This window comes from Vibrio sp. SNU_ST1, assembly GCF_030563405.1.
Lineage (GTDB): Bacteria > Pseudomonadota > Gammaproteobacteria > Enterobacterales > Vibrionaceae > Vibrio.
In genome coordinates, this window is the sequence record NZ_CP130748.1 from 367,633 (window position 1) to 386,422 (window position 18,790).

Below are 18,790 nucleotides of genomic sequence, written 5' to 3' on the forward strand. Positions count from 1 at the left end.
TAAAGAAAATTAGTTGTTTAAGAAGAATGGGCGACCATAGCTGAGTGCGTTACTTGAGCTCGTTTCACTTACTTCGCTTGAATTAGAGCCTATATTGGTACCAAAGCCAACAATACCGAAGTTAAAGCCAAAGTTTTTCTCGTATACTGGTGTCGCATTCGATGTGTTGATGTAATCACCTTCCCATCTACGCAATTGGTTACTATAGGTGAAGCCGATATACCAACAATCTGACTTGTAATTGAGTTTAGCTAACCACTCAAGGTTCTCTTCGGTTGTTAAATCATAAAAGTACTGTGCACTGGCACTCCACTTACGTGAAATCTGGTAGGCTCCGAGTAATCCTGCTTGAGATATACCATCTTTAGTAATCGATCCAACATTAAAATCAACAGTGTCTTCGATATACTCTTTGGTTACGTAGCGGTAGTTGGTTTGGATATAACCACCAGAAAAACGGTACTCAATGGTGCTGTTGGCTAGTTGCATTGCTGTGGTGTCGATGTCGTACTGTACACCACCATGATAAAACAGGTAGTCGTCGTAATTAAAGTCGACTTCTACAGCCCAAGATGAGTAATTCGAGTTCTTATCTTTAGTATCAAGTGTTAGATGTTGTTTCGTATCTTTGTCGATATAAAAGATCTGTCCAAAAGATACATTGAGTCGCTCTTTATACTCATCATCAAAGAAACGAGATGATGCACCGTAGCTTACTTGGTTAGCTGCAGCGATACGGTCTACACCACTGTATTTACGGCTTCTAAAGAGACCATAATAATCAGTCTGCAGAAGTGTCGTATCGTAAAGACCAATGTTGTTTTGATCTTCTTTTGGTACATACAGGTATTGAACTTGGGGTTCTAGAGTTTGAGTGTAGTTACCAATAACTTTGGTATCTCTTTCTAAAACGATACCAGCATGACTCCTAAATTCAGGGATAACTCGACTTACTGATTTTTCTAAATCTTTATATTTGTCACTCGTGGTATCAACACCATCAAGATCTTGTTGGTAGTAAGTCCCAAGAAGTCGGGCTTCTGTGGTCCAAGTACCCCAAGTGTTGCCTACTGGAATTGTAATTCCCGGCTCAACGTGAATACGAGTTGCCGATGGTTTCCCTTTTGCATCTGTATCAAACAGAGACACATGGCTGACCAAGTCGAAATCTAAATACTCCATTACCTCAGGGGCATAATAGTTATATTCAAGCTGTGGGAGCAGGCGGTATGGAAGGTTGTTTGTCGTATTTGTGAGGACCTGAAAATCTCGCACAAGTACAGACGCATCCCAATTTTGAGAACGGTATGTAGCCTGCCCTTCTTGAAGCAGCTGGCCATCTTCACGGTTACCAATGCCGCTTCCGTTGACATCTGTGAAGTACTCGATATCGCCAACTTTTGAGTAATCAATTTCAAACAGCCAAGATTCTTGGAATATTCCTGAGTGCTCTAATTGAGCCCCCCAACGTTTGCCTTTTTCGGGGTATTTTTTGTCATCAGGTAAGTATTCAGACTTAATCATCCCGGAACCAAAATCGCTTAAATATCTAAATTCACTGTTAAGCTGAGTACCACGCTCTTTCATGTGCTTAAAAGTGGTTTTGAGGTCATACTCTGGTGCTAAGTTCCAATAAACAGGGATCTCAAATTCAAAACCATCACTTGAACCATATGATACCGTTGGATATAAGAAGCCTGTTTTACGCGTATCACCAATCGGAACGGTTAAGTACGGCAGATAAAAAACAGGAACGCTCTGAATTTCAAACCTTGGGTTGTAGAACGTAGCCTCTTCTTCATTTTGGTCGACATCGATACTTGACGCTCTTAGTCGCCATGCATTGTCGCCGATAGGGCAAGAGGTGATTGAGCCATCTTCAATTTCATAAACCGCTTTTCCGGTTTTTGCGATGTAAACCGCATCACCTCGGCCTTGTTCACAGAGGAACTCATAATTTGTATTTTCGAGCGTCATTTCATCGGTGGTCAGATTGTTAGTGGCTCTGTCTGCCACTGACTTTATTTGACCATCGCTAAAGTTTACGTTGCCTTCAGCTACAACGATATTTTCTTGTTGGTGAAGCGTTACATTGTCGGCAAGGATGGTTTTGTTTCCTTGGGTAACTCTTACATCACCTGAGTAGATTGCCTTGTCACCATTGATAGCCTCTAAGCGATCGGACTCAACATGAGCGGGAAGTTGTGTCTCGTTTTCTGCAGCGGGCTCGATCAAGCATTGATCTATAGAGGGCATTTCCTGCACACTACTATCGGTGATTGTTTCAGCTTGAGTTGTCGATACGTATAATGCCGTACTTATAGACGCGGCTAACAAGGTGCGGGAAAAAGATTGCATGAAGTTGAACTATCCTGTGTCACTAGATGAAGGGTTGATCTAGTATCAATCCAATTAATAAAGCATTTTCCTTATGATAAAGGAAATATTAGCATTCAGCATCATCAGACAGCATTACTCAGACAAAATTCATAGATAGAGAACACATAATGCAAATATTTGGCAAAATTTTGGGCGCTTTTTTTGGTTTTTTATTTGGGGGGCCGCTCGGTTTAGTTTTTGGCCTATTTTTAGGGCACCAGTTCGATAAAGCTCGCCGATTGAACCAATCGGGCTTCAATAGCTCTGGTTTTGGCCGAGGTCCAAGCCAAGCTGAAAGACAAAACGAGTTTTTCAAATCTGCTTTTGCGGTTATGGGACACGTAGCTAAAGCTAAGGGACAGGTTACGCCAGAAGAGATTCAGCTAGCTTCTACAATGATGGAGCGTATGAACCTGCATGGCGAACAACGTAAAGCGGCTCAAGATGCTTTCCGTGATGGCAAAGAGAGTGACTTTCCATTAAGTGATGTACTTGAGCGTGTGAAAATCTCATCGGGTGGCCGTTTTGATCTTCTGCAGTTTTTTCTTGAGCTACAAGTATCTGCAGCATTTGCCGATGGAAGCTTACACCCAAGTGAGCGTCAGGTCTTACATAAGATAGCGCAAGGTCTTGGGTTTTCTGCAGAACAGCTAGAGCGCCGCTTGCAGATGCAAGAAGCAGCATTTCGTTTTCAACAACAAGGTGGAAGCTTTGGTGGGCATCAAGGTCATGGGCAATCATCGGGTTGGCAACAGGCTTCGCAACAAAACCAATTGGCCGATGCGTTTAAAGTTCTCGGTGTGAGTGAAAGTGCCGACGGTAAAGAGGTGAAGAAAGCTTACCGCAAGCTGATGAATGAGCATCACCCAGATAAACTGATGGCGAAGGGCTTACCGCCTGAGATGATGAATGTTGCGAAAGAGAAATCGCAAGAAATTCAGAATGCTTATGACCTGATAAAGAAAGTAAAAGGTTTTAAGTAATTGAACATAGACCGAGTCATGATATTAAATGATTCGGTTTTTTATTAAAGGGAATTATATGACGGTAACGTATCAGGATGTTCTAGAGTTTTGGTTCGATGAACTGACGCCTAAAGATTGGTTTACTGGCGGTGAAGAGATCGATACTTTGATTGAGTCTCGTTTTGCTAAACTGCACAAAGCCGCTATCCAAGGTGAGTTGTTTGAATGGCGTCAAAATGCGGAAGGGCGCTTGGCTGAAATTATCGTGCTTGATCAGTTTTCTCGGAATATTGGTAGAAACAATCTGGCTGCGTTTACTGCTGACCCAATGGCGCTTGCTTTGGCTCAAGAAGCGGTAGCGGGTGGTTTTGATCACCAGCTTAACGAGCAACAAAAAAGCTTCCTGTATATGCCTTATATGCACAGTGAGTCTTTGTTGGTTCATGAACAAGCAGTGGATCTCTTTTCTCAAACGGGATTAGAACATAATCTTGATTTTGAGTTTAAGCACAAGGTCATCATTGAGCGTTTTGGTCGCTATCCGCACCGCAATGAGGTGTTAGGGCGAACTTCAACTCCCGAAGAAGTAGAGTTCTTGCAGCAACCGGGATCAAGCTTTTAATTTTAGAAATACAGTCAAATAGGCTAGAGGTTGATAATAACCTCTAGCCTATTTTTACTTGATCTTATTGACGAAATTTTAGCGTGAAGCTAGTTTACTTGGTTGAGTGACCAATCGTAGTCATAACTGATTTTTTCAGTGTTTTTTATTGGTTGAGTTCGATATTGTTCTAAGTGTTGAATGAGTTGATTCTCCGTACCAAAATCCACAGCAAACCATTCGTAAATCGATGATAACTGAAGCTTATTATTATTTTGAATCAGTACACCTTTGTCACTATTTACAAATTCAGTTGCGGCTTGTTCTAACAGCATCTCGGTGTTGTCAGCGGTAAAGGCTTGAGATTGCAGGTTAGGGCAACCTAGGCTCGCACAGTTCACTGCATAATGTGTACGGGGATCTTGCCATATCGGTCTTAAGATACGGTGTTCAATATCATTGAGTGTCAGTGACTTCCCATTGACGACGATGACATCATCTCCCCATGGCCCAAAACTAAATAGTCCGCCAAGTTTAGTGATGGATTTTATTGGGTAGGCATCAAGAATCAAATCGACAGTCACGGCGTTATATAGATTAACCCAATAGACATACTGTTCCGCTTTTGGATAGTCGAGCGGGTCAATCTGTTCAAGTCGGCTTATGTACTGCTTCAGTTTGGTTTTGTCTGAAGAACTCACCGTTTGATATCTAACTAAGGTGTGCTGACCTTGTTTTACTAAATAGTTATCGAGGAATTGTTGCCAATCTTGATGAGAAACTTGTTCAGAGTTGGCTTCATTACTTTGATCCCAGTAAGGCCAAAGATCGGATTTAGGCGCAGACCAAGCTAAGGTTGAGAAAAGTAGGCTGACAATAAAAAGTAGTTGTTTCATGGCATTCTCCTGATGACTGACTACTAAGACCTTATGGACTACCATTTTCTTTCATGGTCCTTTAGTTAAATAACGAGCTTAGTCAGATAAAGACGTTAAGTTTAATAAAGACGTTGAGTCAAATAAAAAAGGTTGGCACTTGGCCAACCTTTAGATTTAATCAGAAATGTCTGATTATTTTAGGAAGCTAGGAATCTTAGCTTCAAACTCAGAGATCTTATCAGCATGTTGAAGTGTAAGGCCGATATTATCTAAACCATTTAGCAAACAGTGACGACGGAACTCATCAATGTCAAACGAGTATTCTTTTCCATTCGCACTGACTTTCATTGCTTCTAAATCAACGTGGATTTCAGCACCTTCATTCGCTTCAACGAACTGAAAGATTTCATCAACTTCTTGCTCTGTAAGACGAACTGGCACCATCTGGTTATTGATCGAGTTACCGTAGAAAATATCAGCAAAGCTTGGAGCGATCATCACTTGAATACCGTAATCGGCAAGCGCCCAAGGTGCGTGTTCACGAGATGAACCACAACCAAAGTTTTCACGAGCCAGTAGAATTGAAGCGCCTTGGTAGCGAGCTTCGTTCATCACAAACTCAGGGTTTGGCTGTTGGCCTGCGTCATCTAGGAAGCGCCAATCGTGGAACAAGTGCTTACCAAAACCAATACGGTTTACTTTCTGTAGAAATTGCTTTGGAATGATCGCATCAGTATCGATGTTGGCCGTATCTAGAGGAACGACTAATCCGGTGTGTTGTTGAAAACCTGACATGTTAAATCCTCTAATTAAAGTTCACGAATATCGACAAAGTGACCAGCGATCGCTGCTGCGGCAGCCATTGCAGGGCTAACAAGGTGCGTACGACCATCACGGCCTTGGCGACCTTCAAAGTTACGGTTTGATGTAGAAGCACAGCGCTCTTGTGGACCTAGACGGTCGTTGTTCATTGCAAGACACATAGAGCACCCCGGTAGGCGCCATTCAAAGCCTGCTTCGATGAAGATCTTATCCAGGCCTTCAGCTTCAGCTTGTGCTTTTACTTGCTCAGAACCAGGTACGATCAATGCTTGAACATGTTTCGCTACTTGGCGACCTTTCGCTACCGCTGCTGCTGCACGCATGTCTTCGATACGTGAGTTAGTACAAGAACCTACAAATACTTTATCTACGTTGTATTCAGATAGCGATTTACCCGCTTCAAGGCCCATGTAAGCGAGCGCTTTTTCTGCAGATGCCTTTTCAACAGGGTCTGCAAAGCTTTCTGGTTCCGGGATTGGTGTGTCTACTGAGATAACCTGACCTGGGTTGGTTCCCCAAGTGACTTGTGGTTTGATGTCTGCAGCTTCTAGCGTAACAACAGCATCGAACTCTGCATCAGCATCGGTTTTCAATGTGTTCCAGTATTCAATAGCTGCTTGTAAGTCTTCGCCCTCTGGAGAGAACTTACGACCTTTGATGTATTCGTATGTCGTTGCATCTGGCGCAATCAGACCTGCTTTAGCGCCAAGCTCGATTGCCATGTTACATACCGTCATACGACCTTCCATTGTAAGGTCAGTAATTGCCTCACCACAGAATTCAACCACATAGCCTGTACCGCCAGCGGCTGTTGTCTTACCGATGATAGCTAGTACGATATCTTTTGCGGTAATGCCTTCAGCGACTTTGCCTTTTACTTCGATCTTCATGGTTTTAGCACGAGCTTGTTTTAGCGTTTGAGTAGCTAGAACGTGCTCAACTTCTGAAGTGCCAATACCGAATGCTAATGAGCCAAATGCACCGTGTGTCGCAGTGTGCGAGTCACCACATACGATGGTCATGCCCGGTAGTGTAATACCCAGTTCAGGGCCCATTACGTGCACAATACCTTGGTATTTGTGGTTTAGGTCGTAGAGCGTGACACCAAACTCTTCACAGTTCTTCGATAGCGTTTCCATTTGGATACGAGCCATCTCACCAGAAGCGTTGATGTCTTTCGTTTGTGTCGATACGTTGTGATCCATGGTTGCAAAAGTTTTGCCTACTTGGCGGACTTTACGACCTTTTTCACGCAGGCCATCAAAAGCTTGTGGCGACGTTACTTCGTGGACTAAGTGGCGATCGATATAAAGAATTGGCGTTTCGCCTTTCGCTGCAACCGCAACGTGAGCGTCATAAACTTTTTCGTATAAGGTTTTTGCTTGCTGGTTTGTCGACATAGCTTTTCTTCCTTGGGAGCATCAGTCCCAGTGTTTGTTTCGAGCCAAGTCATGCGGTTTAAGCTGACTTGGCTTGATATTATTTTTATGTACTTACTTATTTTTCGAGTAGTCGCTTATGAAGCTAGGATGTACTCTGCGATCTTGTCACCCATTTCTGAGGTAGTAAGCGCTTGGTTCTTACCTGCAAGGTCTGCTGTTAGCTCGCCTGCAGAAAGTGCTTTAGATACCGCAGCTTCGATGTCTTGCGCTGCCGCTTCTTCGCCTAGGCTGTAACGAAGCATTAGCGCTGCCGAAAGAATTTGCGCGACTGGGTTCGCAATGTTCTTACCTGCGATATCTGGAGCACTGCCACCTGCGGGTTCGTATAGACCGAAGTTGCTTTCGTTCAAGCTTGCAGAAGGAAGCATACCCATAGAGCCTGTGATCATTGCACACTCATCAGAGATGATGTCACCAAAGATGTTTGAACATAGCATTACGTCAAATTGAGATGGATCTTTGATTAGCTGCATGGTCGCGTTGTCGATGTACATGTGGTTTAGCGTAACATCTGGGTAATCTTTTGCGATCTCTTCAACCACTTCACGCCATAAGATAGAGCTCTGAAGAACGTTCGCTTTATCGATTGAGTAAACGTTTTTGTTACGTAGACGAGCGGATTCAAAAGCAATTTTTGCAATACGTTCGATTTCGTAACGGTGGTAAACCTCAGTATCAAAGGCTTTCTCTGTTGCGCCTTCGCCTTCACGACCTTTAGGTTGGCCGAAGTAGATACCGCCAGTTAGTTCACGAACAACAACGATGTCGAAGCCGTTACCTGAGATGTCTGCACGCAAAGGAGAGAAAGACTCTAGACCTTTATGGATTTGTGCAGGACGTAAGTTACAGAACAGTTGGAAGTGTTTACGTAGAGGAAGTAGGGCACCACGCTCTGGTTGATCGTTTGGTGGAAGGTGTTCCCATTTAGGACCGCCGACAGAACCAAAAAGTACCGCGTCAGATTCTTCACAGCCTGCAACTGTTGCTTCTGGAAGTGGACAGCCGTGGTTATCAATCGCGATACCACCAACATCATACTCTTCGCGAGAAAAGCTAATTGCGTGTTTCTTTTCAATCGCGTCTAGCACTTTGTGTGCTTGTTGCATTACTTCTGGGCCAATGCCATCACCAGGTAGTACGGCAATTTTGTATGATTTATCTGTCATGTTAATCCTTTAATTCTTGTTACTGAGCTGTTTGGCTCGTTTTAAATTTTGTCCCTAAAGCCAACAACATCGGCTCTATGGCTTTGTTATTGGGTATTAAACTGTCGCGAATTTTTGCTGCTTCATTTCAGCAATAGTGTCTGCGCGTTGAATGCTATTGATAACGTGTAGCAACGCTTGACCTGAAGCTTCAACGATATCCGTTGAAACGCCCGTACCGTGGTATTTACGGCCTTTATAGTTAGCAATGATGTCTGCTTGACCTAAGCCATCCTCGCCTTCACCTTTTGCAGTAAGGTCGAACTTATCCAACGCGATTTCGTAGCCTGTTAAGCGGTAGATACATTGGTACAAAGCATCAACAGGGCCATTGCCGACAGCGGCTTCGCATTTCTCTTCGTCACCACATTGCAGTTTGATGCTGGTGGTAGACATAACACTACCAGATTGTACGCTTAGGTAGTTAAGTTTATAGAAGTCATCTTCGTCACGTAGATTCGCGAAGTGCATTAATGCTTCTAGGTCGTAATCGAACACTTGTCCTTTACGGTCAGCAAGCTTCAAGAAGTCTTCGTACAATGAATCTAGGTTGTACTCATTGTCTTTATAACCCATAGCGTCCATGTGGCTCTTAACCGCTGCTCGGCCACTACGGCTTGTTAGGTTTAAGGCTTTGTTTTTTAAGCCAATAGACTCAGGCGTCATGATCTCGTAAGTGTTCTTGTTCTTAAGCATGCCGTCTTGGTGAATACCAGAAGAGTGGCTGAATGCGTTCGCACCGACGATAGCTTTATTGTCTTGAATCGGCATGTGGCAAAGCTGGCTAACCAACTTACTGGTACGGTGAATCTCTTTATGATCCAAGCCGGTATGAACACCTAAAAGCTCTTGGCGAGTTTTGATGATCATTGCGATTTCTTCTAAAGAACAGTTACCTGCACGTTCGCCAATACCATTGATTGTGCCTTCAATTTGACGAGCACCCGCTTGCACAGCAGCAATTGAGTTTGCAACCGACATACCTAAGTCATCATGACAGTGAACAGAGATGATGGCTTGATCGATGTTTGGTACGCGATCGAATAGCGTTTTGATGATGCCACCAAACTCATTCGGTACTGTATAGCCTACCGTGTCTGGAATGTTGATGGTTTTAGCGCCTGCGTTAATCGCGGCTTCAACCATGCGACATAGATTGTCGATAGGGGTACGCCCTGCATCTTCACAAGAAAACTCAACATCATCGGTGTAGTTACGAGCATGTTTGACGGCTTTTACTGCCATCTCTACGACATCATCGTAGCTACGGCGCAATTTATCTTGAACGTGAACCGTTGATGTAGAAATGAAGGTATGAATACGGAACTGGTCAGCAACTTTAAGCGCTTCTGCTGCGGCATCGATATCTTTAGCTACGGCACGAGAAAGTGCACAAATGCGGCTATCTTTGATGTGCTTAGCGATGGTTTGTACTGACTCAAAGTCACCTGGAGAAGAGATAGGGAAGCCAGCTTCGATAACATCTACACCCAGTCTCTCAAGAGCATAAGCGATCTGTAACTTCTCTTTTACCGTAAGGCTTGCAGCCAATGCTTGCTCGCCGTCACGTAAGGTAGTATCAAAAATTATTACTTGATCGTTCATGGGGGCTTCCTTATATCGATAATGAATCGATTGCTATCCAAATTATTATTAAGAATGATGTTCTTTAAAAAGTGCCAGTTACAAAAAAACCCGCTCAGTGCGGGTTTTAATATTTGTGTAGTTCTTGACCCACAACTTACCCGCGCGATTGGTTCACGATAAGGAGAAGTTTCAGCAGTAGAGAGGAAGAAAAAATCATTACACAAATATCCGTAAATAAACTGTTAACACCATATTTACCGTAATTTATTCTGAGCGTCAAACAAGAAAATCCAATATCAGCGTGTGTTGGTGGTGTTTTTGTTTGGTTTGTGCTGTTTTTTGTTATTTATTTGGATAAAGCGACTGATTGGTGCTTTTGTATTGGCGGGTTAGTTTATCGTTTGGCTGATGTGTAGGTTAAAACTTTGTAGTAAATCTTTTTGATGGAATGATTCACCAAAAAAATCACAAGCGTGACCAAATTAATTATTCACTTGATTAAATAGTGAGTAATTAATCTTCTACTGTTACGCTAGTTTATCTCTATAATTAATCAGATGATTAATTATAGAGATGGATTTTTGCCATGACGGCACGAAAAGCGGGGCGACCTCAAAAGAACTTAGATGTTCGACAGTTATTGATTGAGCATGCTCGCGATCTGTTTGTCGTTCAGCCATACGACAAGGTCTCGACGCGCCTGATTGCTGAGCGCGCGGGTGTGAATATTGCGATGATCCGTTATTACTTTGGCAGTAAGGCTGGATTATTTGAGGCGATGCTGCGTGAAACGCTACGACCAATGCAATTGCAAATGCAGAGATTGGTTGAAGAAAGCAGCCATGAGAACTTTCTTGATTTAATGCGGACTTATTATAAAGAGATGGTCAAGGTCCCCAAGTTTCCTCGTTTGATTGCTCAAGTGATGAATATGCCTCCCTCTGAAGTACAAAGAGAGTTGCTCGAAAAGGTTTTTCTCGATGTCGCCAAGCCAGCACAAGATGTCATTTTTGAAAAGCTGGTTGAACAAGGCATCTTAAAACAGAACATGGATCCAAAATTGTGTCGAGTTTCGTATATAAGCTTGATGGTGTTTCCCTTCATTGCTCCGCCCCCTCTATTAGCAATCCATGGTATTAAGATTAATGAAGAATTTCTTAACCGTTTAATCGAACACAATATTCAATTGATGACCGAAGGCTTTATCAACGCACCGAGCCCTTCTGCAGTGCAGGACCAAAGATAATGAAAATAAATAAAAAACTACTCTTCTTTCCAGCGCTTGCGGTTGGTGTTATCGGCCTTGTGACTGCGATTAGTTTAAAGCCGGATCTGCCGACTAAGCCCGCGGGAGACAGGGCTCGTCTAGTCGAAACAGTCAGTTTAGAACAACAAATGATCGCGCCGTTGGCGGTGGGCTTTGGCAAGGTGGTACCTAAGGTCGAATGGAAAGCCATTGCCGAGGTGACTGGGCAGATTGTTTATCGACATCCAGACTTAGAAAAAGGGCAGATCATTCCTGCGGGTACTGAGGTACTTAAGATCGATCCCTTAGATTACGAGCTAAAGCTGGTACAAGCCGAAGCGGATCTTAAATCAAGCCAGACCTCATTAGCTAAGTTGAGCCAAGAAGAAGATAATCTTAAGCAGACTCTTAAAATTGAAAAGAACCGCTTAGTGATCAGCAATAAAGAGCTGCAACGTAAACAAGATCTGCGCAAGAAAGGGCTGACGTCTCAGTCTGATGTCGATCTCCAACAGCAAAGTGCGTTGTCTCAACAGAAGCTTGTATTGGATATCGATAACCAAATTGCGTTGATGCCTGATGAAAAGCGTGTCGCGGAAGCTGTGATTAAGGTGAATGTTTCTAAGGTAAAAGAGGCGCAACGCTCTTTAGATAAAACAACCATCACCTTGCCTAGAGCGATGAGAATTGCGCAGGTCGATATCGAACAAAACCAAGTGGTTAATCTTCAGCAAGAGATGTTTGTTGCTCACGGGACTAATGTTATGGAAGTTGAGGCGCAACTCTCTATTCACGATATGCAAACTTTAGCCTCGAGCTTTAATCAATTCCCTCGCGATGCTGCAGGGCTCCCTAATCCTTATGAAGCGCCAATTAAAGCGACTATTCAACTTAACAGCGGTAACCTGAACCTGAGTTGGCCTGCGAAGGTAGCAAGAATCAGTGAAACGGTTGATGAAAACCAAGCGACAGCGGGAATTATTCTAGAGATTGCTCAAGACTACTCACAACTGCAGCCAAGCAATGCACCCCCTTTGGTCAATGGCATGTTCGTCAAAGCTGAGATAGAAGGTTTGGCCAACCTTAGCTGGGTTGTCCCAGAGCGAGCACTGCATGGCGATAAGGTTTACCTGATGGATGACAATCAACGCTTGCAAGTCGTGAATGTTGAAGTGCTGTATCGCAGAGACAACCAAGTGGTTGTGAGTGGCAGGCTACAAACTGGAGATAAACTGGTTCTCAATGATGTCCTGCCAGCAATCGAAGGCATGTTACTGAGAGAGTCCAACTCTGAAGAGGCTGAGCTTGAATCTGATACTCAGGAGAGCGCGTCATGATCAAGTTTTTCTCTCGGCACCCAACAGCAGCAAACTTGTTGATGCTTGGGCTGTTGATCTTGGGTATAAACTCACTATCAACCATCAAGCGTGAAACCTTTCCCGCCTATGATCCGCCTTACATTATGGCGGCGATCGTTTATCCCGGCGCATCACCACAAGAGGTGGAAGAGAGCTTGTGCGTGCGAATGGAAGATGCCGTTGATGGCCTGGCCAATATTGAAGAAACTCAATGTGAGGCGATTGAAGGCAGCGCTCGTCTTATTCTCAAATTAAATGAGAAAGCGGACATCGGCCGAATGCTGGTGGACGTGCAAACCCAGATCAACTCGATCAATGATTTTCCAACCGAGATTGAATCGCCTGTTGTTCAAGAACTGGATTGGAATGAACCGGTTGTTGATATCGCCATCACCGCAGAAACTTCATGGCCGGAGCTTAAGGCCTACGCTGAAGACCTCAAACGTATCTTGAAGCTTGATTATGATGTTTCACTGGTTGATGTCAGCGGTTTCTCGGATCATCAATACCGTGTTGAACTGGATACCCAAGCTATTCGCCAGCTGGGTTTGAGCGTAGGTGATATTGCCGATCAGATTGGCCGTCAGAATGTAAAACTGCCAAGTGGTAACGTTGAAACACCAGACAAGAACTTTTTGATTCGTTTTGACGAGAGACGAATTACGCCTGTTGAGCTAGAAAACATTGTCGTTGGCTCTGCGCCTAATGGATCTGTGATCCGTTTGAGAGATATCGCCAAAATAACCGATCGCTTTGAGCTTGATGAGCAGAAGGTGTTGTTTGATGGCAAGCCATCAGCTCTGTTGAAGGTCAGTAAAAACAAAGAAGATGATGCACTACGGATCAAAGAGAATGTCACGCGATTCGTTGAAGATCAAAGCGCGATTACTCCTGATGGCGTGACACTACAAATGACCAACGATCTCTCTTCTGTACTTTGGGATCGTCTAACCATGATGGTGAGCAATGGCTGGCAAGGTATTGTGCTGGTATTCGCCACCATGTGGCTGTTCTTCAGTTTGCGTTATTCATTTTGGGTGGCTGCGGGTCTGCCGGTTGCTTTCCTTGGTGGCTTGTTCTTAATGGTTAATCTTGGTTTGTCGATTAACATTATGTCGCTGGTCGGACTGTTGATGGCGATAGGTATTATGATGGATGACGCTATCGTGATTGCCGAATCGATAGCCTCCCATTTAGATCGGGGGCAGAGTGTTGATGATGCGGTGTATAACGGGGTAAAAAAAGTGCTTCCCGGAGTACTGTCTTCTTTCCTAACCACTGTCTGTATCTTCGGTAGCTTATTATTCCTTGATGGGGAAATGGGCGCGGTGCTTAAAGCGGTGCCTCAGGTGCTTATCTTGGTGTTGTCGCTAAGTTTAATCGAAGCATTTCTTATTCTACCCAATCACTTATCTCATTCATTACACAAAGAAAAAAATGACAAACCAGCGCTACGCTTTAAGGTTGTGTTACTTGAGAGGTTCGAGAACTTTCGTAATACCACTTTGATGAACATGGTTGAGAAAGTCGTGACGTTCCGCTACGCCTTTATGGGTGGAGTGATTACGCTGTTGTTGCTTTCGGTCGCCTTGATTGCTGGTGGCGTTGTTAAGTTTCAACCTTTCCCTGAGCTAGATGGTGATATTGCCGAGGCGCGTATCATTCTTCCGCCGGGCGCGTCATTGTCTCAAACCGAGAAAGTGGTCGACAAAATTGTCGCGTCGGCTGAGCGTTTGAACAAGCAATGGAGCGAAGAGGTTGAAGAAGGCAATACACTGGTCGAGCATATCACCAGCCAATTCAATGCTAACGCCGATGCCAATGAATCTGGCCCACATTTAGCCACCGTACGCTTAGACTTACGCGGAGCAGAGAGTCGTAATACGCTTATCGATGACTTCATTGATGCATGGCGAGAGGATGTGGGTGATCTAGCTGACCCGATTTCATTAGTGTTCAAGCAACCCACCATGGGACCGGGTGGGCGTGCTATCGAGATCCGAGCCAAGCATGATGATCTGGCGGAGTTGAAGTCCGCCTCTCTGGAGATTCAGGAATACCTCAACCAGTTTGATGGTGTGCATGGTGTGCTTGATGACATGCGCATGGGTAAAGAAGAGATCTTGGTGAAGCTGCGTCCCGGAGCAGAAACCTACAACGTCAATGGACAAATGATCGCTTCCCAATTACGTTCCGCCTTTTTTGGACAAACTGCGGACGAGATTCAAATCGGCGTGGAGAATATCTCGATAGAAGTTCGCCTTGATAAAGAACAAGCAGGTGATTTACAACAGCTGGCCAACTTCCCGATCATCACTGCAGATGGCAGCCAGATCCCGTTAGCAACATTGGCTACTTTAGATTTCCAACGTAACTACGTGCGAATCCAGCGTATTGATGGGCTGAGAACGATCAGTATCTTTGGTGACGTTGATAATAAAAAGGCCAGCTCTTCTGCGATCTTGGCTCAGTTCCAAAAAGATGAAGTAGCCAAGCTCATTCAAAAGTACCCAGGCTTACGCTTTGATTTTGAAGGTGAAGCCAAAGATGCCGCGAAGACCGGAGCTTCGATGGGGAAAGGGTTCTTGTTGGGCTTATTCGGTGTGTTTGCGATTCTGAGTTATCAGTTCCGAAGCTACTTGGAGCCTGTGGTCGTGATGTTGGCGATTCCACTCGCCTTTATTGGGGTGGTCGTTGGTCATTGGTTGTTAGGGCATGCATTGAGTATGCCGAGCATGATGGGTTTTATATCGCTGGCGGGCATAGTGGTCAACGATTCCATCTTGTTAGTGCAGTACATTCGTCACCATGTCGATGAGGGAGATAGCGTGCATGACTCGGTGGTCAAAGCCAGTCGTGAGCGCTTTCGAGCGGTATTTTTGACCTCAATGACGACCGCCGCAGGTTTGCTACCACTATTGACGGAAACCAGCTTACAGGCTCAGGTTATCCAGCCTTTAGTTATTTCGATCGTGTTTGGCATATTTGCTTCAACCTTACTGGTGCTGTTTATGATCCCTGCCGCTTACGCGATATTGGCGGACTTTGGGTTGGTGAAAAAGCATGAGCCATTAGCGCTATAACCTTTAGCGCTATTATCATTAGCGAACGCTATAACCATTAACACGATAGAAGTAGCGTTTGCTTGCTAATATAAAGAAGTAAAAACATAGAAAAATAAAGCGGCCTTGGGACGCTTTATTTTTATCGGTAGTTTCTAGCCCCCACCAGCTTGCTAGCGAAAGCAGTCAATTCGCCTCAAAATTCATTTTAGTTCATTCAAAACGTCACTTAATTGTCATTTCAGGGGCATAACTTGAGCCTTAACTGAATAAGAATTGTTAAGGAGATTGTATGCGTACTATCGAACCTATTGTCCGCTGGGATGTGGCATTTTCTGTTTTTTGTTTAAAAAACCGTTATAGCGGACAACAGGCGACATTCAGTAAGGCGGTGTCTCATACTGGGGATGGTCACTTATATGTATTGATCGCTCTGATTGCGCTGTTAGCTGATGGCTATACTGGTCGTGAATTTTTAATGGTTGGTCTAGCCGCTTTTGCGGTAGAGCTGCCGATTTATTGGTTAGCTAAGAACACCCTCAAGCGCCGCCGACCGGCCGAATTCTCTTCATTGCTTCACTCTCACATTGTGCCATCTGATAAATACAGCCTGCCTTCTGGACATTCTGCTGCGGCTTTTGTTATGGCGACTCTAATCGGACATTTCTATCCGAGCTTATATCTCTTTGGCCTGATTTGGGCGGCAGCGATTGCAGGCTCTCGAATCCTACTCGGTGTGCACTTTTTAACGGATGTACTGATTGGCGCAGCCTTGGGCATCGCTTGTACTAGCCTTGCTATCAGCTTCATCCTGTAATCATTTTGTTAGCAACAACCACTGCCGAGCTTAAGTAGCAAACATAAAGGAACATGCATGAAAATTTTATATGGCGTACAAGGCACAGGGAATGGGCACATTGCTCGAGCGAGAGCAATGGCTGTAGCTTTTCGTCAGCAAAATATCGATGTCGACTTTCTGTTCTCTGGGCGAGACGAGAGTAAATTCTTTTCGATGGAAGCGTTTGGCAACTATCAGACCCGCAGCGGCTTAACTTTTTACAGTGAGCAGGGGCAGGTTAAATACGGCAAGACATTCATCAAGAACAATATCTGGCGATTTCTCCGCGAGGTTAACCAGATCGATCTTACACCTTACGATTTGGTATTGAATGACTTCGAACCGGTAACCGCTTGGGCTGCGAAAAGGCAAGGTGTCCCGTGTATTGGAATAAGCCACCAAAATGCGTTCCGTTACGATGTGCCTAAAGAAGGGGGCAACTGGATTGAACATTCCGTTATTCAGCATTTTGCACCAACAGAGCATGCCATTGGGTTGCACTGGTATCACTTTGAACAGCCAATATTGCCACCTATCGTCCACACGCCTGCGTGTGATGAGCGAGCTAAAGCAACACAAGACTTCACCTTAGTTTATTTACCATTTGAGGATCTTGATGTGATCTCTGAGTTGTTGATGAAGTTTGTTTCTCATCACTTTACCTGCTATCACCCGAATGTTATTGAGTATAACCGAGTCGAAAATATTGAGTTCAAGCCACTCAGTCATGCAGGCTTCCAATTCGATCTCAATCAGTGCTCTGGTGTGGTGGCTAATGGCGGTTTTGAATTGCCATCTGAAGCCTTAACTTTAGGTAAGAAGTTGCTTCTCAAGCCTCTTGAGGGGCAGTTCGAACAACAAAGTAATGTGGCGACGCTTGAAGCGCTCGGGTTGGCTCAAACCATGAGTTTTTTAGACGCGGCTATCATGCGTAGTTGGCTCGGTGAAAAGCAGGCAGAAGTGGTCACTTATCCTGACGTGGCAAGTGCACTTGTTGAGTGGGTTTTGGCGGGGAAATGGTCCAACCAAGATGACTTGAGAAAGCAACTTTGGGACAAGGTAGATTTTCCTCGTTATGCATCACTCACGTAACCCATAATTGTTATTTCTGAATCGACTGGTTGAACGATTCACGAGTTCAATAATTTGTAACAAATGTAACCAAAACGATAGGACAGCTAAATAAGTCGAAATGAAACTCATAAGTGACGCATTTTATGTTTTTTTATAACTCCATAAGCAACTGATTTTTAGGTGTTGTTTAATCATTAAGGTAAAATTAAATTATTCTTTATCAATCTTGTTGGTAGCTCGAGATTTATTGGTTAATAGTAATGGCAATCCGAAAAACATCGGTCTGATAAATATAAGAATTAGTGGTTATCTATTCCCACACCATTACCAATTTAACCCTGTCGAACCGACAAGAGGCAACTTGAATGTTAGAGAAAAAAGACGCAATGAGTGCAATTGCAAGCTACAGAATGGAAAGCACACTTCGTGGAGTCGACTTAAATCTTTTAACTGTATTTGATGCAGTTATGCAAGAGCAAAATATTACACGTGCAGCTCATAATCTGGGCATGTCTCAGCCAGCGGTAAGTAATGCTGTTGCTCGTTTGAAAGTAATGTTCAACGACGAGCTATTCATGCGCCAAGGTCGTGGTATTCAACCGACTCAACGTGCTCGTCAGTTGTTTGGCCCAATCCGCCAAGCGCTGCAGTTAGTACGCAACGAATTGCCAAGTTCTGTATTCTCTCCAGAGTCGTCTTCTCGTCTGTTCAAACTTGCAATTTGTAGTCCTTGCGACATGCGTTTTGCACCTAAGATTATGTCGACAATCAACGACCAAGCACCTAGCGTTAATCTGCACATGGATGCAGAATTTGACCGTCAACTTTCTGAGCGCATGCGTTACCAAGAAATTGACTTCGTTATTGATTACTCGCGTTTTGATGAACAAGGTTTCTCAAGTACTGAAATCTTCCAAGATGAATTGGTTGTGGTAGCTTCTGCTTCTCACCCACGTATCAACGGTGAAGTTTCAGCGGCAGAATTGCTTAACGAAAAGCATGCTAAATTGTCTCGCATCCATGGTCAACGTAGCTTCTCAGAGCAAGCTTACCGTGATCTAGATTGCACGCCTTTCTACGAAGGTACGAGCCTGAGCAACGTACTTTACGTTGTTGGTCAATCTGAGCTTGTGACGATTGCTCCTCGCTGGATGGTAGAACATGCAGCAAACAAAGAGCAGCTTCAGATTCTAGATTTCCCATTCGATAATGCGGCGATTTCTGGCTTCTTAAGCTGGCACGAATCAAGTGAAAAGGACAAAGGACACATCTGGTTACGAGATCAGTTAATGATGATCTGTGGCGAAGTAGTGGCGCTTAACTAGACACTAAT

General features: G+C 44.2%; 14 protein-coding genes. 8 read left to right on the forward strand and 6 right to left on the reverse strand.

What is annotated here, in order from left to right; translation table 11 throughout:
* Positions 1-9 precede the first annotated feature (9 nt).
* Positions 10-2,358 carry an LPS assembly protein LptD gene (gene lptD, locus Q5H80_RS01705; RefSeq protein ID WP_304567992.1) on the reverse strand — a complete coding sequence of 783 codons (2,349 nt, stop codon included), beginning with the start codon at positions 2,356-2,358 and terminating at the stop codon, positions 10-12.
* A gap of 149 nt (positions 2,359-2,507) precedes the next feature.
* Here lptD and djlA point away from each other — a divergent pair, with 149 nt between their 5' ends.
* Together djlA and Q5H80_RS01715 are read left to right on the forward strand one after the other, a co-directional pair.
* Positions 2,508-3,362: a co-chaperone DjlA gene (gene djlA / locus Q5H80_RS01710; protein ID WP_009847822.1), complete on the forward strand. Its 855-nt coding sequence runs from the start codon at positions 2,508-2,510 to the stop codon at positions 3,360-3,362.
* Between the two features lie 58 nt (positions 3,363-3,420).
* Positions 3,421-3,966, forward strand: a complete 546-nt coding sequence (locus Q5H80_RS01715) for a DUF924 family protein (RefSeq protein ID WP_304567997.1) — start codon at positions 3,421-3,423, stop codon at positions 3,964-3,966.
* A gap of 89 nt (positions 3,967-4,055) precedes the next feature.
* On the opposite strand, the gene Q5H80_RS01720 is transcribed toward Q5H80_RS01715, so the two are convergent.
* From Q5H80_RS01720 to leuA, 5 genes are all read right to left on the reverse strand, one after another.
* Positions 4,056-4,841: a DUF547 domain-containing protein gene (locus tag Q5H80_RS01720; protein ID WP_304567998.1), complete on the reverse strand. Its 786-nt coding sequence runs from the start codon at positions 4,839-4,841 to the stop codon at positions 4,056-4,058.
* 174 nt (positions 4,842-5,015) lie between these two features.
* Entirely contained in the window at positions 5,016-5,618 is a 603-nt protein-coding gene (leuD, locus tag Q5H80_RS01725; protein WP_304567999.1) for a 3-isopropylmalate dehydratase small subunit, read from the reverse strand.
* A 14-nt stretch (positions 5,619-5,632) separates the two neighbouring features.
* Complete coding sequence (leuC, locus tag Q5H80_RS01730) at positions 5,633-7,045, reverse strand: 3-isopropylmalate dehydratase large subunit (RefSeq protein WP_304568001.1); 1,413 nt, start codon at positions 7,043-7,045, stop codon at positions 5,633-5,635.
* A gap of 116 nt (positions 7,046-7,161) precedes the next feature.
* Complete coding sequence (gene leuB / locus Q5H80_RS01735; RefSeq protein WP_048657987.1) at positions 7,162-8,253, reverse strand: 3-isopropylmalate dehydrogenase; 1,092 nt, start codon at positions 8,251-8,253, stop codon at positions 7,162-7,164.
* A gap of 96 nt (positions 8,254-8,349) precedes the next feature.
* Positions 8,350-9,897 carry a 2-isopropylmalate synthase gene (gene leuA / locus Q5H80_RS01740; RefSeq protein ID WP_009847816.1) on the reverse strand — a complete coding sequence of 516 codons (1,548 nt, stop codon included), beginning with the start codon at positions 9,895-9,897 and terminating at the stop codon, positions 8,350-8,352.
* A 568-nt stretch (positions 9,898-10,465) separates the two neighbouring features.
* Between leuA and Q5H80_RS01745 the strand changes: the two genes are divergently transcribed.
* The 6 genes from Q5H80_RS01745 (at position 10,466) to leuO (ending at position 18,782) form a co-directional block, all read left to right on the forward strand.
* A complete protein-coding gene (locus Q5H80_RS01745; protein ID WP_304568004.1) occupies positions 10,466-11,125 on the forward strand; it encodes a TetR/AcrR family transcriptional regulator in 660 nt (219 codons plus the stop codon).
* Positions 11,125-12,462 (forward strand): efflux RND transporter periplasmic adaptor subunit, encoded by a 1,338-nt coding sequence (locus Q5H80_RS01750; RefSeq protein ID WP_304568005.1) that lies wholly within the window; start codon positions 11,125-11,127, stop codon positions 12,460-12,462. Before Q5H80_RS01745 ends, Q5H80_RS01750 begins: the two co-directional genes overlap by 1 nt.
* On the forward strand, positions 12,459-15,566 hold the full coding sequence (locus tag Q5H80_RS01755) for an efflux RND transporter permease subunit (protein WP_304568006.1): 3,108 nt from the start codon (positions 12,459-12,461) through the stop codon (positions 15,564-15,566). The genes Q5H80_RS01750 and Q5H80_RS01755 overlap by 4 nt, the downstream gene beginning before the upstream one ends.
* A 271-nt stretch (positions 15,567-15,837) precedes the next feature.
* Positions 15,838-16,362, forward strand: coding sequence for a phosphatase PAP2 family protein (locus Q5H80_RS01760; protein ID WP_304568008.1), 525 nt, complete (start codon positions 15,838-15,840; stop codon positions 16,360-16,362).
* A gap of 57 nt (positions 16,363-16,419) precedes the next feature.
* On the forward strand, positions 16,420-17,475 hold the full coding sequence (locus tag Q5H80_RS01765; protein WP_304568010.1) for an MJ1255/VC2487 family glycosyltransferase: 1,056 nt from the start codon (positions 16,420-16,422) through the stop codon (positions 17,473-17,475).
* Between the two features lie 347 nt (positions 17,476-17,822).
* Positions 17,823-18,782: a transcriptional regulator LeuO gene (leuO, locus tag Q5H80_RS01770; RefSeq protein WP_009847810.1), complete on the forward strand. Its 960-nt coding sequence runs from the start codon at positions 17,823-17,825 to the stop codon at positions 18,780-18,782.
* Positions 18,783-18,790 lie beyond the last annotated feature (8 nt).